The sequence below is a fragment of the Williamsia sp. 1138 genome (genome assembly GCF_002095435.2).
GTDB lineage: Bacteria > Actinomycetota > Actinomycetes > Mycobacteriales > Mycobacteriaceae > Williamsia.
In genome coordinates this window covers 21,327-37,964 of sequence record NZ_MJEJ02000041.1, presented here as the reverse complement: position 1 = coordinate 37,964, position 16,638 = coordinate 21,327, and the positions used below count along the sequence as shown (strand labels likewise).

General features: G+C 64.1%; 16 protein-coding genes and 1 pseudogene. 3 read left to right on the top strand and 14 right to left on the bottom strand.

The window, feature by feature from the left end:
- Nucleotides 1–7 precede the first annotated feature (7 nt).
- From BH683_RS11960 to BH683_RS11900, 14 genes and pseudogenes are all read right to left on the bottom strand, one after another.
- The gene (locus BH683_RS11960; protein ID WP_084836494.1) at nucleotides 8–583 is read right to left on the bottom strand and encodes a PaaI family thioesterase; all 576 of its coding nucleotides are present in this window, start codon (nucleotides 581–583) and stop codon (nucleotides 8–10) included.
- A gap of 12 nt (nucleotides 584–595) precedes the next feature.
- Nucleotides 596–1,528 carry an LLM class F420-dependent oxidoreductase gene (locus BH683_RS11955; protein ID WP_084836493.1) on the bottom strand — a complete coding sequence of 311 codons (933 nt, stop codon included), beginning with the start codon at nucleotides 1,526–1,528 and terminating at the stop codon, nucleotides 596–598.
- Nucleotides 1,529–1,538: 10 nt separating this feature from the next.
- Entirely contained in the window at nucleotides 1,539–2,726 is a 1,188-nt protein-coding gene (locus BH683_RS11950; protein WP_084836492.1) for an acyl-CoA dehydrogenase family protein, read from the bottom strand.
- Between the two features lie 8 nt (nucleotides 2,727–2,734).
- Nucleotides 2,735–3,319, bottom strand: coding sequence for a flavin reductase family protein (locus BH683_RS11945; RefSeq protein ID WP_084836491.1), 585 nt, complete (start codon nucleotides 3,317–3,319; stop codon nucleotides 2,735–2,737).
- Between the two features lie 29 nt (nucleotides 3,320–3,348).
- Nucleotides 3,349–4,548 carry a thiolase family protein gene (locus BH683_RS11940; RefSeq protein WP_084836601.1) on the bottom strand — a complete coding sequence of 400 codons (1,200 nt, stop codon included), beginning with the start codon at nucleotides 4,546–4,548 and terminating at the stop codon, nucleotides 3,349–3,351.
- Between the two features lie 31 nt (nucleotides 4,549–4,579).
- Nucleotides 4,580–6,046 carry an aldehyde dehydrogenase gene (locus BH683_RS11935; protein WP_210405204.1) on the bottom strand — a complete coding sequence of 489 codons (1,467 nt, stop codon included), beginning with the start codon at nucleotides 6,044–6,046 and terminating at the stop codon, nucleotides 4,580–4,582.
- Nucleotides 6,047–6,103: 57 nt separating this feature from the next.
- On the bottom strand, nucleotides 6,104–6,889 hold the full coding sequence (locus BH683_RS28945) for an enoyl-CoA hydratase/isomerase family protein (protein WP_246833344.1): 786 nt from the start codon (nucleotides 6,887–6,889) through the stop codon (nucleotides 6,104–6,106).
- Nucleotides 6,890–6,964: 75 nt separating this feature from the next.
- Nucleotides 6,965–8,401: pseudogene (locus BH683_RS28940) on the bottom strand (AMP-binding protein); the annotation flags it as partial.
- Between the two features lie 71 nt (nucleotides 8,402–8,472).
- Complete coding sequence (locus tag BH683_RS11925; RefSeq protein ID WP_084836489.1) at nucleotides 8,473–10,041, bottom strand: AMP-binding protein; 1,569 nt, start codon at nucleotides 10,039–10,041, stop codon at nucleotides 8,473–8,475.
- A gap of 57 nt (nucleotides 10,042–10,098) precedes the next feature.
- Nucleotides 10,099–10,614 carry an aromatic-ring-hydroxylating dioxygenase subunit beta gene (locus BH683_RS11920; protein WP_084836488.1) on the bottom strand — a complete coding sequence of 172 codons (516 nt, stop codon included), beginning with the start codon at nucleotides 10,612–10,614 and terminating at the stop codon, nucleotides 10,099–10,101.
- Nucleotides 10,611–11,909, bottom strand: coding sequence for an aromatic ring-hydroxylating dioxygenase subunit alpha (locus BH683_RS11915; RefSeq protein ID WP_210405201.1), 1,299 nt, complete (start codon nucleotides 11,907–11,909; stop codon nucleotides 10,611–10,613). Before BH683_RS11915 ends, BH683_RS11920 begins: the two co-directional genes overlap by 4 nt.
- Nucleotides 11,896–12,357 carry an OB-fold domain-containing protein gene (locus BH683_RS11910; RefSeq protein ID WP_084836487.1) on the bottom strand — a complete coding sequence of 154 codons (462 nt, stop codon included), beginning with the start codon at nucleotides 12,355–12,357 and terminating at the stop codon, nucleotides 11,896–11,898. Before BH683_RS11910 ends, BH683_RS11915 begins: the two co-directional genes overlap by 14 nt.
- Entirely contained in the window at nucleotides 12,354–13,475 is a 1,122-nt protein-coding gene (locus tag BH683_RS11905; RefSeq protein ID WP_084836486.1) for a thiolase family protein, read from the bottom strand. The genes BH683_RS11910 and BH683_RS11905 overlap by 4 nt, the downstream gene beginning before the upstream one ends.
- A gap of 29 nt (nucleotides 13,476–13,504) precedes the next feature.
- Nucleotides 13,505–13,813, bottom strand: coding sequence for a hypothetical protein (locus BH683_RS11900; protein ID WP_084836485.1), 309 nt, complete (start codon nucleotides 13,811–13,813; stop codon nucleotides 13,505–13,507).
- 252 nt (nucleotides 13,814–14,065) lie between these two features.
- On the opposite strand from BH683_RS11900, the gene BH683_RS11895 reads away from it, so the two are divergent.
- Genes BH683_RS11895 through BH683_RS11885 form a run of 3 tightly spaced genes read left to right on the top strand, consistent with a single transcriptional unit; the run spans nucleotide 14,066 to nucleotide 16,574 of the window.
- On the top strand, nucleotides 14,066–14,962 hold the full coding sequence (locus tag BH683_RS11895) for an alpha/beta hydrolase (protein WP_084836484.1): 897 nt from the start codon (nucleotides 14,066–14,068) through the stop codon (nucleotides 14,960–14,962).
- On the top strand, nucleotides 14,959–15,789 hold the full coding sequence (hpaH, locus tag BH683_RS11890) for a 2-oxo-hept-4-ene-1,7-dioate hydratase (RefSeq protein ID WP_084836483.1): 831 nt from the start codon (nucleotides 14,959–14,961) through the stop codon (nucleotides 15,787–15,789). The genes BH683_RS11895 and hpaH overlap by 4 nt, the downstream gene beginning before the upstream one ends.
- Nucleotides 15,786–16,574: an aldolase/citrate lyase family protein gene (locus tag BH683_RS11885; protein ID WP_084836482.1), complete on the top strand. Its 789-nt coding sequence runs from the start codon at nucleotides 15,786–15,788 to the stop codon at nucleotides 16,572–16,574. Before hpaH ends, BH683_RS11885 begins: the two co-directional genes overlap by 4 nt.
- The last annotated feature ends 64 nt before the right edge of the window (nucleotides 16,575–16,638 follow it).

The following is a 16,638-nucleotide window of genomic DNA, read 5'->3' as shown; positions in this document are numbered from 1 at the left end:
CCGTCGATCACGGACGACCCGGCAGAAGCTGGACGAACAGTGCTTCCGCCTCGGCGCACACGATGTCGCCATCGGACAGGGTGCCGGTCACAAACGTCTTGCGCCCTTCGATCTTGTCGATTGATGCGGTCATCCGCAGTTCGCGGTTGACGGGGGTGGCGTTGCGGTAGTTGACCTTCAGAAACGCCGTTCGGGAATTCGGTTGACCCTTACGGCTGACGAACATCCCGAGGACGTCGTCGAAGAGCATAGTGATCACTCCACCGTGGACGGTATTGGTGCTTCCCATGTGTGCGTAACTGAACGTGACCGATCCGAGCATGCCGGTGTCGGACATGTCGGTCGCCTGGTACGGAACGAGGACCGGATGTCCGATCCCCCGCAACCCCAGCTCACGAGCGACGCGATCCCCCTCGGGTGCCTCGAATTCTTTGAGCCGATTAGTCACATCCTCAATTGTCGCCGTCAGCTCGGTGGTCGCCTCGGGCGGCGGCGCGACCAGGCAAAGTGTCGCCTGCAGTTCTCGGAACGCTTCGATCATGTCGACGAAAACGTCGGTGTCGTAGGCCTGCGCCTCTGTCATCTGTGACTCCTTCTACGCGCGGGCGGGCGGCCGGTTGACGAGTCCATCGCTCATCACGGCGAGGTCTGTTCTGAAGTCAGCGAACGTGCGGCTGGTCGGCTCGATAGTGATCCAGGTGACCCCGGCATCCTCGTAGGCGGCCAGCTTCGGCGCCACGGCGGCTACGAACTCCTTGGCGCCACCCGTGCGAAGCACGCCACTCTCGAACGGAACGAACGAGACGTCGATGTCGGACTTGCCTGCCTCCGCGCGCAGCCTGTTCTGTGCAGTGACCTGAGCACCGAGAGCCTCGATGTCCTCGAGGGGCGGGGTTTTGGTGATCGCTGCCATCTCGGCCTTCTGGGCGATGGGCATCCAGCCGTCGGCCTTCTCGATCACCCGACGCCGCGCAGCCTTGCTGTTGCCGCCGATCCAGATCGGTGGACCGCCGACGGTCAGCGGCAACGGCAACGCCACGTGGCCTGCGACACCAAACGCCGGACCGTCGTGCTCCTCGCCTCGCCAGGTCGCGCGCATGGCGTCGATGCCCTCGTCGAAGAGTTTGCCGCGACCTTTGTAGTCGACGCGAAGCGCATCGAACTCTGATTCCAGGTAACCGGCACCGAGACCCAGTGTCACCCGGCCGCCGGACAAGAGATCCAGACTGGCAACAGCTTTGGCACCGAGATACGGGCTGCGGTATCCGACCACCATCAGGTAAGTGATCAGTCGGATGTCTTTCGTCGCCTCGGCAGCGATCGCCAGCGACACAAACGGATCGAACGCGTGGTGGCCGCCGTTCGCGAGCCACTCACGGTCCGGATAGGGATGTTCGCTCATCGAGAAGCCGTCGAACCCAACTTCTTCGCAATACTTCGCGACCTCACCGAGACTGCCGTTCCCGATCCATTCGCGGTAATGCTTGACCGCACGCATCGGGAACATCAGGTTGAACTTCAAAGCCATCGTCACACCTTCATTTGAAGAGTTCGCGGGCGATCACGACACGCTGCACTTCGGTGGCGCCTTCGCCGAGCCGTTTCACGCGCAGATCACGGAACCACCGCTCCAGGGGCAATTCATCGGAGAGGCCGAGAGCACCGTGGACCTGGATGCACTTGTCGATGACCTTGTAGGCCACCTCGGTTCCGTACATCTTGGCGATCGACGCATCGACCTTGACGTCCTTGCCTAGGTCGGCATTCCAGGCCGCCTGATACATCAGCAGCCGCGCCGCCCGCAGTTCAACTTCAGCGTCGACCAGCATCCAGGCAATGCCTTGCTTGTCAGAGAGTTTGCCGCCGAAAACCTCTCGGTCCTTGGCCCAGCGGCACGCCGCGTCCAGGGCTTCTTGCGCGATACCGATCGGCCCGGCGGCGTAGATGATCCGGCTGTAGATCAGGAAGTCGCTGGCCAGTTTGAACCCGCCGCCTTCGGCGCCGATCAGGTTCGCCGCCGGCAGTCGCACGTTGTCGAAATGCAGCTCGTACGGCGAGAACGACGCCATCACACCGATACGGCTGAAGGACAGTCCGGGTGTGTCCTTTTCGACGATGAAGCACGAGATGCCGGCCCGGCCCTCACCGGTCCGGGCGTACACCACACCCCAGTCGGCGTTCTCTGCGTGTGAGGTCCACATCTTGCTGCCATTGAGAACGTAGTCGTCGCCGTCTCGTACTGCCTTGAGGGTGATGGCCCGGGCCGGGTCCGAACCGCCGGTCGCCTCACTGATGGCCGTGTAGGCCTTGGTCATCCGGCCATCGAGGATCGGTTGCGCGAACTTCTCGAACTGCTCGGCCGACGCCTTGAACATCACGTTGGGTGGATTGCCGCCAAAAGCACCCAGCGCCGGGAAGAACGCTCCCATTCGGCACTTGGACGCTTCTTCGGCCACCACCACCTGGCCGAGCACGCTCAGTCCCGCACCGCCGAACTCCTCCGGGGTCTGCAGGGCCCACAGTCCGAGTCGGCGGGCTATGTCCTGCAACCGGATCAACTGATCCCGAGGAAGTCCGGCGGCGTCGTGCGGAAGGGTAGCCTCGAGCGGGTGCACCTCGCGCTCCATGAACCGCCGCACCGTCTCGCGAAGCATGCGCAACTCATCGGGCAGCTCCCAAGATCCGAGCGGCGGACCTTCGACGTCTGTGACGGCATCCACAGTCATGTGTGGCCTCAGACCTTCTGACCGAAGCGGTGGTCCTTGGCGCTCTGCAACTGTGGAACGTGGTTGGCGTCGTATTGCTTGATCCAGTCCTCGGGCAGTTTGCCCCAGGCCTCACCGATCTTGATGCGTTGAGCCTGGCTGAACACCTCGGAGGCGACAACGTCACCGACGAAGATGGTGCTCTCCTGGACGTCGAGGGATCCGACCACGCGGCACTCTACGTAGCTGTGCGCGTCGAGCAGGATCGGCGCTCCCGTCTCGCCGGTCTTGGTTCGCAGCTTCCCGATCTTGTCACCATCGCGGCCCGAGCTGCCGCCCAGTGTCATCAGGATTTCCATCGACGCATCGACCTCGTCGTCACCGGCACTGAGCATGTGCATGACGAATACACCCGAGTTCAGGACCATGTCATGGGTCATGTTGTATTTGGTCAGCCCACACATCGCCCTCGGAGCTTCGGGGATGATGCTCGCCGACCCGGCTGACAAGGACATCAGGCCGTTGGCGAACCCGCCGTCGACTGTCGTGATGGCGACCGGGAACGGGCGCAGGCCGGCCAGCGTTTTGTTTGCTGCGTTGATATCTACCGTCATGTCAATTCCTTAGGATTGTTGAGTTGGGTTCAGCTGTTGACGGGTGCGGGGACGTCGATGACAACGGCTCCGGCTTGTCCCCCGCCGGCGCACATCGCCGCGACGCCGTATCCGCCTCCGCGACGGCGTAATTCGTTGATCAGGGAGAGAATCATGCGCGCACCCGACGCCGCCACCGGATGACCGATGGAGCATCCGCTTCCGAGTACGTTGACGATGTCCTCGCTGATGCCGAGCTTCTTGCACGCTGCGACCGGCACCGCGGCAAATGCCTCATTGATTTCCCAGAGCGCCACATCGGACACCCCGATGCCGGCGCGGTCGAGGACCTTGGGGATGACGTCCAGCACGGCAAGGCCGGTGTGGGCCGGATTGATACCGGTTGCTGCCCAGGCCTTCACGGTGGCCAAGACCTCGAGCTCTTCGGACGCGGCAAGATCGGAGCCGACCACCATGACGGCGGCGGCGGCGTCATTGATGCCGCTGGAGTTACCGGCCGTGATCGAGAATCCCTCGATCTCGGGGTGCAGGGTCTTCAGACCTGCCAGCCGATCTGCGGTGGTGTCGCGACGGGGGTGCTCGTCCGTGGTGAACTCGACGAACGTGCCGTCTTGCCGGCGTGCAGAGACCGGGATGATCTCCTCGACAAAGGCCCCCGAGTCGATGGCGGCGATGGCTCGATGATGTGAACGAAGTGCCCAGGCGTCCATTTCTTCGCGGGTCAGGTCGAGTTCGGTGGCGGTGTTCCACCCGACCGTGATCGACATGTCCATGTTCGGGGCCTCAGGGCTGTCCGGATGGGTCGGCGGCATCCACTTGTTGGTGAACTCGTCGACGGTGCCGGGCGTCCGGAAGGACTGCAGTGGACTGGTGGAGATCGATTGCGTGCCGCCGGCGATGATTGCCCGCTCGGCACCGGAAATGATCTGTGCTGCCGCGTTTCCGACCGCGGTCAGGCTGCCCGCACAATGCCGGTTGATGGCCTGGCCGGGGACCTGGGTCATCCCGGTCACCACCGCCGCGTGCCGCGCGACATCGCCGCCGCCGTAGTTCGACTCGGCGAGGATGATGTCATCGATCTGCGAAGGCTCGAGGCCCGAGCGCTTCTGGACTTCTGCGACAACGACTTCGGCGAGTTCCATCGCCGTCGTGTCGCGCAGGGTTCCCTTGAAGGAGGTGCCGACCGGTGTGCGCGCTCCGGCGACGATGACGGCTTCGATGGCTGACATGGTGTGAACCTTTCGTTCGGGGTGCGCGGCCTCAGCCGAGCGTGAAGGGGTCGCGCGTGGCACCGCTGAGTTCGACCCAGACGGATTTGGTTTCGGTGAAATCCTTGACGGCGTCGATGCCGTTCTCGCGGCCGATACCGCTGGCACCCACTCCACCGAAGGGGACGTGTGGTGCGACGGTCCGGTAGGAATTGATCCAGACCGTGCCCGCCCGCAGCTTCGCGGCGACCCGGTGGGCGCGGTGCACATCCTTGGTCCACACCGAACCGGCCAGCCCGAACTCGGTGGAGTTCGCGGCCGTGATCGCCTCGTCCTCGTCGGCGAACGTCGAGACCGTGAGCACCGGTCCGAAGATCTCCTCGGACACCGCGCGCATGTCCGCGGTGACTCCGGTCAGTACGGTCGGTTTGACGAAGTACCCGCCCAGTTCGTCGGCGGGCTCACCGCCGTAGGCGATGGTTGCGCCCTGCTCGCGCGCGGAGTCGAAGTGCGACAGCACTTTCTGGTACTGCGGCTCGTTGGACACTGGCCCCATCTCGGTACGTGGGTCTTTGGGATCGCCGAGGACGATCGTCGACGCACGGGCGACGACCTTCTTGATCAGTTCGTCGGCCACACTCTCGTGGACGAGCAGCCGGGAGCCCGCCAGACAGGTTTGTCCGGTGGCGGCGAAGATCCCGGAGATGACTCCGTTGGCCGCGGCATCGAGGTCGGCATCTCCGAAGACCACCTGCGCCGACTTCCCGCCGAGTTCGAGGGTGAACCGGGTCATGTTCGCCACCGCGGCCTGACCGACCCGGATTCCGGTTCCGGTCGAGCCCGTGAACGCGATCTTGTCGACGTCGGGATGCGAGGCCAGCGCGGCGCCGGTCTCCGGGCCCCAGCCGGTGACCACGTTGACCACGCCCGGTGGGAAGCCGGCTTCGGCGAAGAGCTTCCCGAATGCCAGGGTGGACGCCGGGGTGTGGTCGCTCGGCTTGATCACGAACGTGCAGCCCGCGGCGAGGCCGGCGGCCAATTTCCAGGACAGCAACAGCAATGGGGAGTTCCACGGGGTGATCGCGCCGACCACACCGACCGGCTCGTGGGTGGTGTAGACGAGAAAATTGGGCTTGTCGGTGGGGATGACACTGCCTTCGAGCTTGTCGGCCATACCCGCGTAGTAATAGAAGTACTCGGGCAGTCCGCGCATCTGCCCGGACATCTCGCGCAACAGCTTGCCGCCGTCGCGCACCTCGAGTTCAGCCAGTTCATCGGCGTCGCGTGCGATCAACTCGGCCAGGCGCCAGATCAGTTTTCCGCGAGCGGAAGCAGTCAGTTCACCCCACGGACCCGATAGCGCCGCCCGAGCGGCACGGACAGCCCTGTCGATATCTGCGGCACCGGCGTCGGGAACCTGCACCCATGGCTCACCGGTGAACGGATCGACACTCTCGTATGTCTTGCCTGATTCCGCCGCCACCTCGTCGCCTCCGATGAGCAGTGGATAGCTGGCGATCTGGTCGGTGAGGATATGTGTGCTCACGTGAACTCCTTAGAAAACCTGGCGGGCGGGTCAGCGAAAACGTGGGATTCGCTTGTTCTTCCGGGAATCGCTCCGACCCGATCCCACATTCCCGATCTGCGTGTACGACAGACCGGTTCGCAGCGCAGTGGACGGTGTCATATCCAGCGATTCCCAAATCGCACGCACCGTGCCCTGGATGGCCTCCGGTCGCCGTCCTGCGATCTCGGCTGCAAGTTGTTGCGCACGATCACGCAGTTCGGGTCGGGACGTGATCTCGGTGACGATGCCGGTCCGCAGAGCACTGTCAGCGGTCATCCTCTCGTCACTACCGATCAGCGCCCACCGCAGAACCTCGCCCAGTGGTATTCCACGGGCCAGCATGCCCATCGGTTCGAGCGCGGAGACGATGCCGGCGTTGGCATGCGGGTCGAAGAAGGTGGTGTCGTCACTGCAGATGACGATGTCGGACTCGTTGACGAAATACATCGCGCCACCTGCCACCATCCCGTGCAGGGCGCAGACGACCGGTTTCCAGACCCGGTGTTGTTTCGGTCCCAGCAGCACGCCGGGGTCTTCCTGGTTGAACCGGTTGATGTGTGTCCACCAAGCGCCTTCGCTGACGTCCACACCCGTGCAGAAGGCGCGGTCGCCGTTGGCCTGCAGCACAGCGACGCGGATGCCGTCGTCATCGCGGACCCGTCCCCAGATCTCCGCCATTTCATTGGCCATCGTCTCGTTGAAACAATTCAGGCGATCAGGCCGATTCAGCGTGATGGTGGCGATGTGGTCGGCGACCTCGAACTCCACTGTTGTGTACTGCGATTCGGACGTCATCGTGGACACCGAGACCTTTGCTGCGGGGTCGAGGAGATCGCTGCGCACCTGCGACTTGGTGATCTTCCCGAGAGAGTTGCGGGGAATCCGGTCGACTACTTCAACCTGTTCCGGGTACTTGCGTTTGTTCAGGGTCGTGGTCGCGAGGTACGTGCGGATCGAATGGAGGTTCGGTGGTGCGGCCGGGTCGTCCGGCACCACCACAGCGCACACTCGCTCTCCTGATGCGTTGTCGGGCATGCCGATCACGGTGAGATCGGCAATGGACGGATCGTTGATCAGCGCTTCCTCGACCTCACGCGCCGAGATGTTCTCCATCTTGCGCACGATGATGTCCTTGATCCGTCCGGTCACCGAGAGTCGGCCGGCAGCGTTCAGGAAACCGAGATCGCCCGTGCGGAAGAATCCCTGCTCGTCGAGCGCACCCTCGTCCTGGGCCGAGTCCACATAACCGTGAAACAGTTGTGGGCCGTGAACCCGGATCTCCCCGATCTCACCGACCGGCAGTTCGGTGCCATCAGCACCCACGATTCGCACTCGGCCCTGCGGACCGGGTGTACCTTCGAAAATTGCATGTTCGTCGTCGGTGTCGTCCGGACTGCCCCAGGTCAAGTACGGGCATTCGGTCATCCCGTATCCGGAGATGATGCCTACTCCCCCGAGATGTTGTGATGTCGCCCGGCTCAATTCGGCCGGTCGACCCGACCCGCCGCCGAGCGTGGCGCGCGCCTGCGGGAACAGCGGCGCGACACCGCGCTCACGTGAGATGCGCAGGTATTCGGTGGTGAACGGCAGGCCCGAACCGATCAGGGTGGCGCCCTCGGAGATCAGCTGTTTCGCATTGTCCTCGGGAACAAAGGCGGCAGCTGTGATCAGGGTGTGCCCGACCAACAGACTGCTCAGGACGTGGGCGATGCCTCCGACGTGTGTGATCGGTACGTAGGCGGCGCAGCGCTCATCGGGAGTGACCTGCACATTGGTGACAAAGGTTTTTGCAGCAGAGATCAATCCGGCGTCGCCGTGCTTGACGCCCTTGGGCGCCGCCGTGGTTCCGGAGGTATAGAAGATCCAGCTCACCGCGTTGTCGTCGCGTTGCGCGCGGGTCGGCAACGTCGAGGTATCCCCGGACATCCACGTGTCGTCGACGATCAGCGTCCGCAGGCCGTCGGTCCGCTCGGCGACCGCAGTCGCCATGGCACCGTGATCAAAACCCCGGAACTCGGTGGGCACGATCAGCAGCGAGGCGCCGACCTGCCCGGTGATGAACGCGACCTCACTCTCCCGCAGCATCGGGATGATCGGATTCTGCACCGCGCCCAGGCGCGACAAGGCCAGCGACAGCGCCATGGATTCCACACTGCTCGGGAGCTGCCACGACACCACGTCGCCGGCGCGGACGCCGTGGCCGTGAAGGGCTGCTGCCGTGGTCTCTGCCAGATCGGACAGGGCGGCGAACGTGAAGCGGCGTCCGTGTTCGTCGACGGCGAACTCCCGCGACGGGCTCAGTTCCACCCGCTCGCTCAGGAGATCCCAGTAGTTCGTCGCCTTTGCGATCGCGACCACCGGTTTGTTCTGTGTGGAGGTCACGACGACACCTGGGAGGCCGCAACTTTCTCCGGTGCCGGGACCAGCGAATCGGCGATCACACGCTTGAGGATCTTGCCGGCCGGACCGAGCGGGAGTTCCGTCCGGAACTCGAAGCGTCGAGGTTGCTTGTAGCCGGCCAATTCGGCGCGGCACAGCGCGGTGAGTTCGGCCGTGACCGCGTCTTCGTCGACGTCACCCTTGGGGACGACGACCGCGATGGGTGTCTCGCCCCATTCCGGGTCCGGGATACCGACGACGGCGACCATCTCTATTGCGGGATGATGTCCGATGACGCGTTCGATCTCGGCCGGATACACATTGAAGCCACCGGAGATGATCATGTCCGTCTTGCGACCGGTGATGTGAAGGTAGCGCTCGGCGTCCAAGAATCCGAGGTCACCGGACCACAGGCCGCTCGGGCGGAACGACTGCTTGGTCTGATCCGGACGTTTCCAGTACCCGACGGCGTTGGCTTCGCTGACGATGACGATCTCGCCGACCTCACCGGTGGGCAGGTCATTGCCGTCGGCATCGACGATCCTGATCGAGCACATGGGGGTCTCCTGACCGCACGAGGTCAGGATGCTCGTCTTGCCGTCGACCATGTCGCGATGATCCTGCGGCGTCAGGATGGTTGCCTGACCGCCACATTCGGTGAGTCCGTAGCGCTGCTGCAGGTCGCATCCGAGCAGATCCATGGCCTTCTTGGCCAGGCCCGGAGGGACGGGTGCCGAGCCGTAGCTGATCCGGCGCAGACTCGACATGTCCCGCGCCGGGCCTTCTTCGAGGATCCGCAGGGTGCGCTGCAGCATGGTGGGGATGAATGTCGTGAAGGTGACTCCGCTCCGCTCGATCTCGTCGATGACCGCCTGCGGATCGAATCGCTTGTGGATCACCATGGTCTGGCCGAGGTACGTCCACGACAGCGTCCGAACCATTCCGCCCGCGGTGAAGAACGGAGTGGTCGCGAGGAACACGTCGCTGCGGTTGGCCTCGGTGACCAGACTGGTGTCGACGGCCTGGGCGAGCATGCCGCGGTGGGTGTTGATCACGCCCTTGGAACGGCCCGTGGTGCCGCTCGTGTACAAGATGAACTGGATGTCGTCCGGCCGCAGCGATTCCGGCGTCGGATCGCTGTCGTCGGCGGCCCGCAGCGCTGTCTCGTAGTCAGCTCCCATCGTGCTGCCGCCGATTTCGAGAAGTGCCTTCAGATCGCCCAGCTCTGAACCGAACCGCTCGACCTGATCGGTATGGACCACCGCGGCCACCGCCCCCGAGTCGTCACGGACATGGGCCAGCTCGTCTGGCGCCAGCCGAATATTCACCGGGACGGTCACGAGTCCCGCCTTGGCGAAGGCGAAGGTGATCTCCGGCCATTCGATGCAGTTGCGGGCGATCACGATGACCCGGTCGCCCTTGCGCAGTCCCGTGGCATGCATGTGATTGGCCAGGCGGCGGGCGCGCTCGTCGACGTCACCCCAGGTGTGCGTCCGCCCGGACTCGACGACGGCGGGTTTGTCCGGGTATCGACGAGCGTTGTTCGTGGAGATGTCGCCTACAAGCACGTTGCCTCACAGGTACTTCGGCGCGAAGGGGTGGCCTTCGCGGGATGGGATGGTGGTTCAGATCAGGAAAGCGAGGGTGTCGACCGGTCCACCGGCGCTGATCATGTGGACGGTTTTGCTCACCAGCTTGAATCCGCCGGCATGGCGGCGGACCTTGTGGATCACACGGCCGGCCCAGACCCGTTGGGTGTGCCGGTATTCGAAGAGGGCGAAGTTCGAGCCGACCGTCACGGTGTCGTCGGTGGAGTCGAGAACCTCCATGTTGGTCAACTGGCGTCGCATCACCGACGGTGGGGTCTGCGAATGCCGGTTCCCGGTGTTGAGCTGTGCGACACGACTTTTGATGCGCCGACGATTGTCATAGATGTACGACAGGTTGGTCGCGGGATCGTCGTCGGGATGCATGGGCACCCAATACAGCGCGTCGTCGTCCCACAGCAACTCCCACTCGGAATACCGCGCCTCGTCGGCCAGCCGGGCCTCGAGATACAAGAAGCCTGCCACCTCCGGCGACGGCGCCGGCAGCGGCTGCAGAGCCGACGAGAAGACGTCGGTATCATCGATGGTGCTCATTTGCTGATCTCCCGTCCCACGACGCCGGCCCACTGGCGATAGAAGCCTCGCTGGGGTGTCTCGGCGCTTTTGTCGCTGTTCACGATTCCGGTCTCGTCGGTGATGTCGGTCTCAAGTCCACGGGACAGCCGCAGCCATTCCGGATCACGGGCTGCCAGACCTGCCTGGTTACGCATGCCGATCTCACCGTCGTCGGCGATGAGGAATCCGGCCGGTCCCATGGCGCCCTCGGAGCGGCGCAGGGTGCGCACGTTCAGATCATCTTGTCCCGGGATCAGGGCCGCCGTGGTGTACGCGATCGTCTCGTCGGGACCGATGGGTTCGACGAACATCACGTTCATCTCAGCCAGGAACAGATTGGGCCAGATCAGTGTGTGCGGCGGACCGACGACCATCGAATCGTGGGCCTTTTCTTCGCCGTATTTCTTCTCCAGCGCCGCAACATATTTGGGCAGTTTAGTGCGGGGCATCCGGCCATACCAGATGAACTCCTCGTCCAGCTTTCGATATTCGGCAGAGTAGTCGATCTCGGAGTGACCGTCGCCGAGGTCCCGAACCACCACGTCGGTCTTCGACGGGATGTGCGATACCTTCGCCGGGCGGATCGCGTCGTAGACCGACGCATGGGTGAACAGCGCGTGATAGCCGTCGACGTTGTTCTCCACCACCATTTTCCAGTTGGCGTGATGCAGGTGCTTCATCCAGTTGGCACGCAGATCGATGGTCCCGGTCGGCGACAGGTTCAGCAGGCGGTCGAAGGCCGCGATCGAGCCACCGAGATGTTCGGTGAGCGAAGGGCCTTCGGCGGCCAGAGAAGCGAAGATGAAGCCGCCGTAGCTGTCGACCCGAGGCGCCTCGGCCATCCCGAGCTCGGACCTCACAGCGCGGAAAGCCTCGCCGTAGCCCTCCTTCATCGGAACAGCGGTCAGCGAACCGGTGTTGCTGAACGTCCACCCGTGGTACGGGCACCGGAACGAGCTGGCATTGCCCTTCTCGGCGTTGCACAGCTTGTTCGCGCGGTGCGAGCACCGGTTGAGCAGAACCCTGATCTCACCGTCCTTGCCATGGGACACGACGACCGGTTCGCTGCCGATCCGACGGGTCAGGTAGTCGCCGGGTTCGGCAACCTCGCTGTCATGCGCGACGTAGACCCAACCGGTGCGGAAGATGGTGTCCATCTCGCGCTGGAAGATCTCCGGTGACGTGTAAACCGAACCATGCACGCGGTCTTCCTGCACGATCTTCGACACGTCGAAGTCATTGGCGGTGCCGGGGTTCGACTCAGTGGTTGTCATTGATGGCCTCCGTATCAGGGGAATTGATGGGCTGTACGGCCGGGATCGCTACTCCGGCGAGATTTCTGAAACCGATGTCGACGACATCGCCGATCCGCGGCGCCCGGGTCACCGACTCGACCGTGGTCATGATCAACCGGTGGCCGCCGGCGAGTTCGATGTCGACGATCGGGTACGGACCGGACGCGGTGACCAGTCCCGGTTCGAGGCGGTGCATCAGGGTCGACGAATGAACAACTCCGGTCGGAGCTGTTTCGAGCCAATCGATCCGGTGAGACCCGCAGCCATCGCAGACGTGCTGCTCGAGGTCCAGTGCAAGAGAGCACACCGCGCAGAACGGGAGCACCAGCGCTCCCCGGGCGGCGCCGACGTACAGCGGTTCGAGCGGGTCACCCGTCACCATTGGTGCGAGAGAATCGCTGAGCAGCCAATCGGTCGCGATGGTCATGCCGCACGCTCCAGGATCAGGGCGGCATGGTGATCGATCCGACCCCCGATGCCGCCGACCAACGCCGTCGAGGCGCCCGGTACCTGCCGACCGCCGCCGGTACCGCGCAACTGCACGAGCGCCTCAGCCAACGGGGTCATCCCCTGCAAGTAGAACCCGGACAGCTGACCGCCGCCGGTGTTGGTGGGCAGAGTGCCGCCCGCAGCAGTGTTGCCTTCGCGCACATACTTTCCGGCCGGCGCTCCCCCGGTGAGTCCGTATTCTTCGAGGAGGATCAGCGTTACCACCGAGAAGGGGTCATAGAGTTGGACCGTGTCCAAGTTGTCGCGAGTCATCCCGGCCTCGGCCAGCGCGTCGTCCACGCATCGCCTGCCCCCGCCGAACCAGGACTCTGCTCCGGTGCGCCGGTGACGGACCGGATGATCCCGGCCGGTACCGCGGATGTCCACGCGCACCGGGTTTCCCACTGCCGGGTCGGCACTGACGATGACCGCTACGGCGCCATTGACGGGCCGTGCGCAGTCGAGCCGTCGCAGCGGATCGGAGATCATCGGGCTGTCCAGGTAGCCCTGGATGTCCAGCGGTGTGCGGATCACCGCATCGGGATTGTCGAGCGCCCAGGCGCGCGTCGTCGTGGCCACCGCGCAGAGATCCTCGGGCAAACCATCACTGACATGCATCCATCGCTGAGTGAGCAGGGCGTAGGTGGGTACTGAGCCGAGCACGCCACTGGCGCGCTCCAGGCCACGTGATCCGGATTGGCCGCCGCTCTGCGCATAGGTGGAGCCCGCAGCCTTCCCGGCAACGAGGGGCGCGTCGGCAAAGACGCACATGACCACGCGTGCGGCCCCGGTCTCCACCGCGTGCTGAGCCCGCTGGATCATCGCAATGGTGGTGGCGCCCTTGATCTCCACGTGCTCGAGCAGTCGCAGATCAGAGAATCCACCCGACGATGCGAACCCGACGCCGAGCCGGTCCGGCCGGATCCCCTGTGACGAACCGACCAGCAGTCCGTCCACGTCCGACAGCTCGATCCCGGCGTCGGCCACTGCATCTCGGCTCGCGCTACAGGCGAGTTCGAGGGGGCTGTCCCCCGGCTTGAGGGACATCGGCGTCATACCCAAGCCAACGATTGCTGCGGTCGCCGTCACGGTGTCCTCCCGCGCACGGGTCCCAGAGAGCGGTCACGGCGCTCGTCCCGGTAGTTCCCGACGCGCAGCCAGTCCTCCCGGTCGTCGGGCGTCGCCAAGCACAGGCTGACGAGTTCGAGCGGTGACAGGAAGATGTAGTCGTCACTCTCGAGGTCTTCGACGAGCAGCCTGTCCCCGTTACCGGTCGAGTCCAGCGATACGCGTACCGCCGCGAACTCGTTGATCAGGGATGCAAGTTCTCGACGGCGCACCCGGCGCGCATCGGCGTCGCCGTGTCCGGCGTCAGCACTTTCATGTTCGGTCATAGTCATCGACGACCCGTTCGCCCAACCTTGTTCTGGTGACTTTCGGAAAAGTTGCGACCAACTAGTCCAAGGCACTTGCTCTTGCGGTGATCCCGCCTCATAGTCATATCGTATACGGGTGTCAGAAACAATCCCTCGATTCCGAGAATCCGGGCCCAGTTTTCTGGTACCTACCCAGTTCAAGGCGCTAAAAGTGCTAAGACTGAAAGTGCACACAGTGGATAAGTACGTACTACAACGGAGGCCCCGACCATGACTGAGACAGTGATTTCCGCCCCCGCGGCCGACACCGACGAGTACCGCAGCATCTGGAGCCATCTACGGGAACTGGAGTTCCGCCAGGGCTTCGTGGACATCGGAGGGGTGCGAACCCGGTTCGTCGAGGCGGGATCTCCCGACAAACCCCACGCCATCCTGCTGCACGGGACCGGCGGACACTGGGAGACCTTCGCGCCCAACCTCGGGCCGCTCTCGGAGGACTACCACTGCGTCGCGATCGACATGGTCGGCAATGGGTTCTCCGACAAGCCCGACTACGACTACGAGATCGCGGTCTACGTCAAACAGATCCTCGGCGTGATGGAGCACTTCGGAATGGAGAAGGCGCACTTCATCGGCATGTCCCTGGGCGCCTGGGTCTCGGCTGCCATCGCGGTGGAGCACCCGAAACGGGTCGACAAGGTGATCCTGATGTCGCCCGCCGGCCTCATCGCCACCGCGTCGAACATGGCCCGCATCCGCGCCGAGCGCACCGAAGCGGTCAACAACCCGAGCTGGGAGTCCCTCCACAAGGTGTTCGCGCACCTGATCGCGGACGAATCAAACCGGTTGCCCGACCTCATCGCACTCCGGCAGGCCATCTACCGCCGCGACGACACCCGCACCACGATCGACCATCTGCTGATCCTGCAGGAGGCCGAAGCCCGTGATCGCAACCTCATCCCCGAGGAGAAGTGGGCGACCATCGCCGCCCCGACCATGGTGGTGGCATCGGGCAAGGACGACGGCGAATATCAGAGCACCGCGCACATCGTCGCCGGCCTGATCCCGAATGCCGAGGTGTTCCAGATGGCCGCGGTCCGGCACTGGCCGCACTTCGAGGATCCCGCGGCCTTCAACCCGGCTGCGCTGGAGTTCTTGCGGCGATGAAAAACACCACCCTGCTAGATACGGAGGTCGTCGAGCTGGCACGCCGCTTGAACGAGGCCGAACAGACGCGGGTCCCGATCCGGCAGATCTCGCTGCAGTATCCGGAGATGACCATCGAGGACTCGTATGCGGTGCAGCGGGAACTGATCCGCCTGAAGGTCGCCGGCGGCGCCGTGGTGCGCGGCCGCAAGATCGGTCTCACATCCAAGGTGATGCAACGCGCCGTCTCCATCACCGAACCCGACTACGGCGCGCTGCTCGACGACATGTTCTTCGACGATGGCGGAATCGTGCCGGCCGGCCGCTTCATCCGGCCACGCATCGAGGTCGAACTCGCCTTCATCCTCGGTGAGCCGCTGACCGGACCCGGCGTGACCCTGTACGACGTGCTGCGGGCGGCGGAGTACGTGACGCCGGCACTCGAGATCCTCGACGCGCGCGTGCAGATGGCCGACCCGGAGACCGGACACCTGCGCACCATCGTCGACACCATCAGCGACAACGCGGCCGATGCCGGCATCGTGCTCGGTGGGCGGGTGATGAAGCCGATGGACGTCGACCTTCGTTGGGTTGCCGCACTGCTGCTCAAGAACGGCTCGATCGAAGATTCCGGTGTGGCGGCGTCGGTACTGGGTCACCCGGCCAACGGTGTGGCGTGGCTCGCCAACCGACTTGCACCTCATGGGGTTTCGTTGAACGCAGGCGAGGTGATCCTGGCCGGCTCCTTCACCGCACCGGTCTTCGCCGAGCCCGGTGACACCTTCGTCGCCGACTACGGACCGATGGGGACCGTGTCGATACATTTCGCCAAGGAGAGTTCCGAATGACGAACGCTGCGCAATCCAACATCTGGAATCGGCAGATCCACGGAGATCGCGCCCAGATCGGGATGTGGATCGCGTCTGGCAACGCCTACAGCGCTGAGATCTGCGCGGGGGCCGGTCTCGACTGGCTGATGCTCGACCTCGAGCACGTCCCCAACGACATCAGGTCGACTCTGGCCCAGCTCCAGGCCCTCGCGGCCTACCCGGTGCAGGTGCTGGTGCGACCGGCGTCCGGGGACCCGATCGCGATCAAACAGCTCCTCGACATCGGTGCGACCAATCTGATCATCCCGATGGTCGAGTCCGCCGACGAGGCCCGAGCGTTGGTCGCCGCCACGCGTTACCCGCCTGAGGGCATTCGTGGAGTCGGTAGCGCCCTTGCCCGAGCCTCTCGCTGGAACCGGATTTCTGACTATCTGGCCACAGCAGATGGCTCAGTGTCACTGACCGTCCAAGTCGAATCCGCCGCCGCACTCGAGCACCTCGAGGAAATCGCCGCAGTCGACGGTGTCGACGCCGTCTTCATCGGTCCCGCCGATCTGGCAGCGTCGTTGGGATACCTGGGCAAGCCCGAACATCCCGAGATGGTTGCCCTAATAGAGAAGTCGTTGTCGCAGATCAGGGCCACCGGCAAAGCGGCAGGCGTCAACGCGTTCAACCCAGAGCTCGCTCAGCGATACATGGCCGCAGGTGCCTCGTTCGTCTTGGTCGGCGCCGACGTCACAGTGCTCGCTCGCGGCAGCGAGGCACTGGCCACGCGCTTCATCCCGCAGTCCGACGAAATCTGACACTTGACTACGAGTGAATATAATCTGACAATAGTGTCACTATAGAAGTGAAGTACGCGACGCA